Origin of the sequence: Nonomuraea basaltis (assembly GCF_005893125.1) — a bacterium.
In the GTDB taxonomy this organism is placed as follows: Bacteria; Actinomycetota; Actinomycetes; order Streptosporangiales; family Streptosporangiaceae; genus Nonomuraea; species Nonomuraea basaltis.
Genome location: NZ_VCJS01000006.1, coordinates 139,744 through 145,743, shown reverse-complemented (window position 1 = coordinate 145,743; position 6,000 = coordinate 139,744). Strand labels below are relative to the sequence as shown.

The 6,000-nt window shown below is 69.9% G+C and carries 5 protein-coding genes; 2 read left to right on the top strand and 3 right to left on the bottom strand.

Features of this window, described 5'->3' with window-relative positions:
• Positions 1-1,330: NAD(P)-binding protein (locus EJK15_RS04700; RefSeq protein WP_240776772.1), on the bottom strand; the 1,330-nt coding region annotated here is incomplete at its 3' end.
• Positions 1,331-1,705: 375 nt separating this feature from the next.
• Between EJK15_RS04700 and EJK15_RS74190 the strand changes: the two genes are divergently transcribed.
• Positions 1,706-1,903: a hypothetical protein gene (locus tag EJK15_RS74190; protein WP_240776771.1), complete on the top strand. Its 198-nt coding sequence runs from the start codon at positions 1,706-1,708 to the stop codon at positions 1,901-1,903.
• Positions 1,904-1,941: 38 nt separating this feature from the next.
• Positions 1,942-2,619: a hypothetical protein gene (locus tag EJK15_RS04690; RefSeq protein ID WP_138709099.1), complete on the top strand. Its 678-nt coding sequence runs from the start codon at positions 1,942-1,944 to the stop codon at positions 2,617-2,619.
• 106 nt (positions 2,620-2,725) lie between these two features.
• Here the strand turns inward: EJK15_RS04690 and EJK15_RS04685 are convergent, their stop codons facing one another.
• Complete coding sequence (locus EJK15_RS04685; RefSeq protein WP_138709098.1) at positions 2,726-4,762, bottom strand: glycosyltransferase family protein; 2,037 nt, start codon at positions 4,760-4,762, stop codon at positions 2,726-2,728.
• Positions 4,763-4,816: 54 nt separating this feature from the next.
• Positions 4,817-5,947, bottom strand: a complete 1,131-nt coding sequence (wecB, locus tag EJK15_RS04680; protein WP_138709097.1) for a non-hydrolyzing UDP-N-acetylglucosamine 2-epimerase — start codon at positions 5,945-5,947, stop codon at positions 4,817-4,819.
• Positions 5,948-6,000 lie beyond the last annotated feature (53 nt).

Sequence of the window (6,000 nt, the reverse complement as noted above, 5' to 3'; positions counted from 1 at the left end):
CCGCCCCCGCCTCCGGCCCCAGCTCCGACCGGCACGGGGTGGCCAGCAGGTGGACGGAGGCCGGTCCACCCGCGCGGCCCGGGGGTTCGAGCTCGGTCAGCGACCAGTACGCGCCGGTCCAGCGCACCCGCCGGACCCCCGCCCGCTGCCAGGCGGCCCAGTCGCGCAGCCGTACTGTGGCGTGCAGCAGCGGCACCCTGACGGCCTCGCTCAGCGCCTGGCGCTGCTCCTCGGGGAGGTCCGGCACGAGGTACGGGATGACCGCGCTCCAGCAGGCCAGGATCACCGATCCGGCGGCGACGCCCAGGACCCGGTGGCCGTCGAAGTAGGCCACGGTCGCCGACGCGGCGCCGTCGCGTACCGACACCACCGGGCTGGACAGCCGGAACCGCACCGGGTTCCCCGGCCGGTCCAGAGCGCCCGGAACCATGCGCTCCACCATCGTCCGTACGAGCGCCTGATTTCCCTCCGGAAAGAGGTAAATATCAGGATCCGTGATGCCCCACTGCTTCTTCACCGTGGGCGAGTTGAACCGCGACGGCTTGTTCGCGTCGAGCCCCAGGCCGGCGAACCCCGGATAGCCGCTTCCCCAGGCGTCGATCGCGCCGAGCGCCCGGGTGTCGTAGCCCCACTCCTGGCAGGACATGCTCCGGCAGAACCGCTCGACGTCGGGGTGCGCCGCGCAGACCTCCAGCAGGAAGGCCGAGTACGTCAGCCCGGCCAGCCGCTCCTGCTTGCCCTCGGCCGACAGCCCGGGAAACCAGTCGGGCGGCTCGTGGCGCAGCATGCGCAGGTCCTCCCTGGCCCGGCCGGCGACCGGCAGCCTGGCGACCCAGTCGGAGGTGAGCCTGACCAGCGTGTCCGTGCCGAAGGTCTCCTCGTCGCACATCACGCCGTCGGCCAGGCCCGCGCCCGCGTGCGCCCGGCCGCTCTGCCGGTGGAACACGGCTCGCCGCGCCTGCCCGCCGATCTCGTCGTGGTTGTCGAGGACGAGCACGCTGGCGCCGGGGTCGCGCCGCAGCCATTCGTAGGCCGCGCTGACCCCGCTGAGCCCGCCGCCGACCACGACCAGATCGTAGGTCTCGCCGGTCGGCTCTGTCGGGCCCGCGTACTGCCAGAAGCGGCCGTCGCGCAGCGCGTGGGGCACGCCGAGCGCCTCGGCGGAGCCGCCCCGGAACCGGGCCGGCGCGGGGGGCGTCGCGGACTCGCCGGCCGCCTCAGCCTTCCCAGCCGAAACCATGCTCCCCAGGGTGCTCACGGCTATGCCGTCGAAGAAGTCGCGGCGGGAAATTGGCCGGTTCATCCCGAGGTCGCGTGGACTCAAGCTCATGGCGCGATCATCAGCAGCCCGGTGAAATGCCGCGCCGGGACGCGCAGCGCCTCGAGAAACATTTTGCGCGGCCTATTATCGCGAATGCCGGTTTGGAGTAGCGTCCGGCATATAACGACGGGGGAGTCCGGCCCGCGTCGCCCAGGCCCAGCGCGACCAGGAGGCCACCGAGGCCGAGCAGGTCGCCGCCGCCAACATGGCCGCCGCGGCCGAGGCCGAGGCGTCGCAGGCCAAGGGCCTGGCGGAGGCGCAGGCGATCGGGGCACGGGCCGAAGCGCTGAAGGGAACCAGGAGGCGGTCATCGCCCAGCAGTTCGCCGAGCGCTGGCCGGAGGTCGTCGAGGCGGGCGCGAAGGCGTTCGGGAACGTGGATCACATGGTGGTGCTGAACGGCGCTCAGGGCGCCGAGGAGCTCCTCGCCAAGGCGCTCACGCTCGGGGCACCGGGCTGGGGCTGGCCAGGGCGTTGCTCGATGGCGGAAGCTCGAACAGCGGCGAATCGGAAATCATTCTTGAAACCGCTGAATTCCCCGGATAGCGACGTTACGCAAACCCTCGCTCAGCAATTCCTCTAGCGTTTTCGACAATGTCGCCAGAGTGAATTGGAGAGCCCATGCTCAAGGTCATGTCCGGCATATGTCTGAGCATGATGGCCATTGCCGGGTGCTCGCCCGGCGAGACCGCCACCGCGCCCGCCGCTTCGGCGCCGCGGCCATCCCCGTCATCCGCCGACGCGGCCCGGCTCCGGCCCGCGCTGCTGCCCGTGCCCGAGGGCATGAGCGTCGCGTACGGCCCGGAGCTGGGCGCCTTCGGCTCGCTCAAGTCCACCCAGCAGGGGCTTGCCGCGGTCCGCCAGGCCCGGCTGGAGCGTCCCGAGTGCGCCGGAGCCGCCCAGCTCGACGCCGCCAAGCCGGACATCGCCAAGTCGCCCGCCGCGGTGGTCGCCTTCGCCGCGGCCCGCGGCTCGATCACCCAGGCGGTGGTGTCGCTCCCGTCCGAGACCTTCCCCGCCCCGCTGCCGCGGCAGTGTGCCTCCTACACCGCGGACGTCCGCGGCACCAAGGTGTCCTACCGGACGCGCATCCTGCCCATGCCGGCCAAGGGTGACCAGTCGCGGGCCTACCTCACCACGGCGGCGGGCGGCGAGAAGGGCGCCCAGATCGGCTCGGTCATGATCAGGCGGGGCACGCTGATCATGAGCATGCTCGTGGTCGGCCAGAAGGTGAAGCCGACCGGCCTGTACGAGCTCGCCGATTTGGCCGACAAGAACCTCGCCCGGGTCGCCAAATAGGGCTCCCATACGCCGCGCGTCGCCGTCCATGCCGCCTCGACGAGGCCGGCACGGCCGGCGTGCTGCCCGACGAGTTCGCCCGCGAGAACCTCGTGGAGATGGGGAGTCAGATGAGGACGTGCGCGTCGGGCCTGCCGACGAAGGAGAACTGGGCGTTGCGGGTCAGCTTGATGTGGTCGGCCTGCCAGGTGTGCATCGAGGCGTCGGCACTGCGCCAGTAGACGAAGTTGAAGCGGTCCGCCGAGTAGATCTTGACGGAGTCCTCCTTCAGCCGCCGCACCAGATGGGTGTCCTCGCCGCGGGTGATGTCGGCGAATCCGTACGAGCGGAACATGTCCGCCTTGCCGAGGAACGTACCGCCCTGGACAAGGAAGGAGTAGCGGTGCTCCAGGCCGGGGAGGCGGAGCATCGTGGTGTTGCTCCCCTCGAAGTACGCGTAGTGCGCGCCCTTGCCGACCAGCTCCGCGTCCGAGTAGTCGAACGCCCGGACCAGGTCCGACAGGTAGTGGTCCCCGTACAGGTTGTCGTCGTCCATCTTGGCGATCAGGTCGCCCTCGGCGGCCGCGATGCCCATGTTCATGCACGCGCCGAGCGACAGCGAAGCGTCGGCGGGCAGGACCGCGACGTCCGTGATGCCGGCCATGCGGGCCTTGTCCGCGACCACCACCGGGTCGATGTCCAGGCCGTGCAGCACCATGATCAGCTGTAGCGGGCGGTGGATCTGCCGGGCCACCGACGAGATCGCGTGCTCGATCTGGGAGGCGCGGTTGGTGGGCAGCACGACCGAGATCGAGCGCGACCGCGCCGGCACCTGGTGCCCGAGGTCCTGGAGGATCTGGTCGACGCGGTGCGAGAACAGGTGCTTGTCGAAGACCTCGCGCATCGCCAGGTGCCCCATCCTGGCGCGCAGCTCGGGGCTGTTGATCAGGTGCAGGACCTGGTTGTACGACTCGATCGGCTCCCGCGCGATGGGAATGAGGTCGCCGAACGTATCCTCGATCGCCCGCGACCACCCGGAGACGACGGGCGTCGAGCAGGCGGACAGCTCGAAGACCCGCCGCGCGCACATGGTCGGCGAGTCGAGCACGGAGTTGACGTTGAGGAAGACCTTGTACATCCGGTACGCGGCCAGCATCTGGTCATAGGGCAGCTCGCCCACGATGTGCGGGCGGTACTTCTCCGGCCAGGCGTACTTCTCGTCCACCTCGCCGTTGCGCGCGAAGATGTGCAGCCCCAGCTCCCTGACCGGATCGAGGACGACCTCCATCTGCTCGCGGCGCTCGGGGTGCTTGTCGCGGAAGTACATCCCGGCGAAGACCACGTCGTGCAATCGGCCCTGCCGCTGCTGGATCGGGTTGTGCACGCGCGGCTGGGCGGCGAACTGCAGCACATCAACCCGGTCGTGTCCCAAAATTTCTCGATATTTCGGCAGCATGTCACCGTCGCAGGTGAACACGTAGTCGAACAGCTTGGCCGTGTCGATGAAGAAGTCGAAGTTCGGCGGGTCCTCCTTGTTCCAGAAGACCGTCGGGATGCCCTCCTGCCGGCACCAGGCCACCAGGTCGCGCAGCGGCTCCTTGGGGGCGTTGGTCCCGGTCATCTGGTAGCGCCAGCGGCCCTGGTTCCCGTGCCATGCCGACTCGCAGAACAGCAGGTCGGGCCGCTTCTCCGCGAAGATCTCCGGCCAGTCCTTCAGCCCGAACTCGATCTGGTCCCACTCGTAACGGAACGCCATCCTGGAGAAGTCGTCCAGGATCACCGCGACCTTCAGGTCCGGCCTGTTCACAGGCCCGGCCGGCCACTTCACCGTCGGCACCTCGACCAGCGGCGGCCGGTTGCCGGCCGTCTCGATCACCTCGGTGACCGGGATGGGCGGCTTCGGCGCCTTCTCCTTCGACCGGACCGCCTCGACGATCTTCCCCGGGCTCTTCGAGCCCAGCGCCTCGCCTAGTTTGAACGTCCGCTTCGCCTGGGTGGCCTCCAGCTTCCAGGTGGCGTACGCGGCCTTGGCCTCGGCGATCTCCAGTCGCCGCCGCAGCTCCCTGACCTCCGCCTCGTACCGCTCGACGAGCTTGCGCTCCTCGGGCAGCCAGTTGACGGGACCCAGTCGCTGGAATGCGGGGGGTTCAGGGTTTGCGGCCATGGTGATACGCCTATCGCTCAGCGGAGGTTTGTCATGCTACGGCGGAAACGACCGCTATTCGGGGCGTTTGGCCTGGGAAGCAGGCGCCAGGTTGTCGCCCTTGAGCCAGGCGGCGATCACCGTGGCGATCCGCGGCCCGGCCTTGCCGTCCCACAGCACCGGCAGCTCGCCGGCCGGCGTGGCGGCGCCGTCGGCCAGCGCCTTCTCCGCGGCCGCGGGCAGGAGGGCGGGCGTGACCAGCCGGTTCGTGCCATGCGTGATCGTGATCGGCCGCTCGGTGTTGGGGCGCAGGGTCAGGCAGGGGACGCCCAGCATGGTCGTCTCCTCCTGCACGCCGCCGGAGTCCGTGACGACCAGCGCGGCGCCGCGTACGAGTGAGAGGAAGTCCACATAGCCCAGCGGCTCGATGACCTTGATCGACTCCCCGTCGACCAGGCCGGCCTCGGCCAGCCGCGCCCTGCCGCGCGGGTGGACCGGCACCACGATCGGGAGCTGCCGCGACACCTCCAGCACGGCGTCGACCAGCTCCCTGGCTGCCTCGGCGGTGTCCACGTTCGCCGGGCGGTGCAGGGTGGCCACGGCATAGCGAGCCGGTATGCCCAGCCGCGCCACCACGGGCGCAGGGTCCAGCGACGGCAGGGCCGAGAACAGGCTGTCGATCATGGGGTTGCCCACCAGGTGCACCTTGGACGCGGGCACGCCCTCGGACGCCAGGTAGGACAGGGCCTCGGGGGAGGTGGCGAAGAGCAGGTCGGCCAGCGCGTCGGTGACGACCCGGTTGACCTCCTCCGGCATTCCCCGGTCGAACGAGCGCAGCCCCGCCTCCACGTGCGCGGTCCGCACGCCCAGCTTGGCGCAGACGAGGATGGCGGCCAGCGTGGAGTTCACGTCGCCGTACACCACGACCAGATCGGGCTCCTGCTCCTGGACGACCTCCTCCAGGCCCACGAGCAGCGCCGCGGTCTGCTTGGCGTGGGTGCCCGAGCCGACCGCCAGGTTCGCCACCGGGTCCGGCAGGCCGAGGTCGGCGAAGAAGACGTCCGACATCAGGGCGTCGTAGTGCTGACCAGTGTGAATGATGCCCTGCCGCACGCCGAGTTCACCGAGTGCCCGGACCACCGGGGCCGCTTTCACGAAATTGGGACGAGCACCCAAGACGTGCAGGACCAGGGGGTTCTCCCTCATTGACCTCGCCTTTCATAGCGGAAGGGAAAAAACGTTGCCTATGGTACGGTCAC

What these genes read in the sequence shown, in the direction of transcription:
- wecB (WP_138709097.1), bottom strand. Translation starts at nt 5,947, where the DNA reads ATGAGGGAGAACCCCCTGGTCCTGCACGTCTTGGGTGCTCGTCCCAAT.
- EJK15_RS04690 (WP_138709099.1), top strand. Translation starts at nt 1,942, where the DNA reads ATGCTCAAGGTCATGTCCGGCATATGTCTGAGCATGATGGCCATTGCC.
- EJK15_RS04685 (WP_138709098.1), bottom strand. Translation starts at nt 4,762, where the DNA reads ATGGCCGCAAACCCTGAACCCCCCGCATTCCAGCGACTGGGTCCCGTC.
- EJK15_RS74190 (WP_240776771.1), top strand. Translation starts at nt 1,706, where the DNA reads ATGGTGGTGCTGAACGGCGCTCAGGGCGCCGAGGAGCTCCTCGCCAAG.